The following is a 1,380-nucleotide window of genomic DNA, read 5'->3' as shown; positions in this document are numbered from 1 at the left end:
ATGTCCGGGAAACCGGATGGATCCGCCGGTGCGGGTATCTCCTACTTGAGAATGTCGCACAGGTGCGCGGCGCGGCGGGCCTCCTTCACGCCCCCGGAGTTGACAGACCCATGCAAGGAGCGACCAATGGGCGATTGAGAGACGAAGCGGGTGCGCGAACTCTAGCGCGGCGTCTCCTGCACGGGGTTCTCGCGCGACAGTGTCGGTGCCGGGTTCGTCGACGAGATCCTGACCAAGGGTCGAGCCGTCGAGACCGAGTTCAAGGCGAATACGCGCGACGAGGGAGAGGTCGCCGACATGGAGCGGACCATCCGAAAATAAAGCATGCCGTCCTGGATGTGTCTTTCGGGGCTGTTTCAGCATGCCTAAGCGCGCAACGCTCGTGATTCTTCAACACTAGTGGAGTGACCCATGCACACTGCAATCCTTGATTCCGATGCACCCGTGGCCTCCGGCAATGATTGTATCGCCGCTCTTGCCAAGATGGGCGAGATGTGGAAAGACCGTGCGCAGGTGAAAAACGAAGAGTTCGAAGTCGACATGATGTACAGCACTGAGTACGACGACTTTCTGGATCGGCTGATCCCGTTTCACCAGCATCCGCGTTACGGCGAGCTCGATGACGACATGCGCACCAAGATTTTGTCATCCGGCTGGATTGCCTATAACGAGAAAACCATCGATATTGAATCGAAAATCATCTCGCCGATTTGCAATGAGATCATCTACGGTACCGTGCCGGGTACGCGTGACGAAACCATCCGATGGTTGGCCGCCGAAACGCTGGTGGATGAGGCCTACCATGTGTTGATGGTGCTCAATACCTGCCGTATCACTCGGGCACAGCGTGGTTTGTCGGACCTGCGTTTGCCCAGCTTCGACTTGGTCAACAATATCGAGCTCGAGGTGGCGAAGTATCCCGAGAACTGGCAAAAGAAGATCGTTCGTTTGGTCGCCTGCATCGTGTCCGAGGTGTTTATCAGCGATTATCTGAGCCTGCTGTCCGACGCCGAGGGTGTGCAGCCGATCAACCAAATCACCACCGATGCGCACCGTAAGGACGAATTGGCGCACAGCGGGATCTTCCGTCACCTGACCAAGGAAATCGTCCAGCACCTGACGCCGCGTGAGCTGGCGTTCTTCGCGCAGATGCTGCCGCGTCCGATGCGGTGGTTCGCCAGTCAAGAGCTGAACGTTTGGGAAACCATCCTGCAACAGCTCGGCTATGCGCACACCAAAGAGGTGATCGGTGATATCCGGGCGCAAGCCGAAGTGGCCCTGTTCCGTGTCGATTTCTCAGAGCTGATCGCACTTTCCGAAGAAACTGGCTTGCTGGACACCCCGGAAGGTCGTGAGTCCTTCATCGCGGAAGGCTTGCTT

1 protein-coding gene is annotated in these 1,380 nt (G+C 57.5%); it reads left to right on the top strand.

The window, feature by feature from the left end; genetic code table 11:
* Positions 1-411: 411 nt before the first annotated feature.
* Positions 412-1,380: diiron oxygenase (locus tag ABC977_RS18115; protein ID WP_369668671.1), on the top strand; the 969-nt coding region annotated here is incomplete at its 3' end.

The sequence above is a fragment of the Thioalkalicoccus limnaeus genome (assembly GCF_041197575.1).
GTDB classification, from domain to species: Bacteria; Pseudomonadota; Gammaproteobacteria; order Chromatiales; family Chromatiaceae; genus Thioalkalicoccus; species Thioalkalicoccus limnaeus.
Note: the sequence above shows the minus strand (reverse complement) of the source record. Positions and strands in the feature narration are given on the sequence as shown.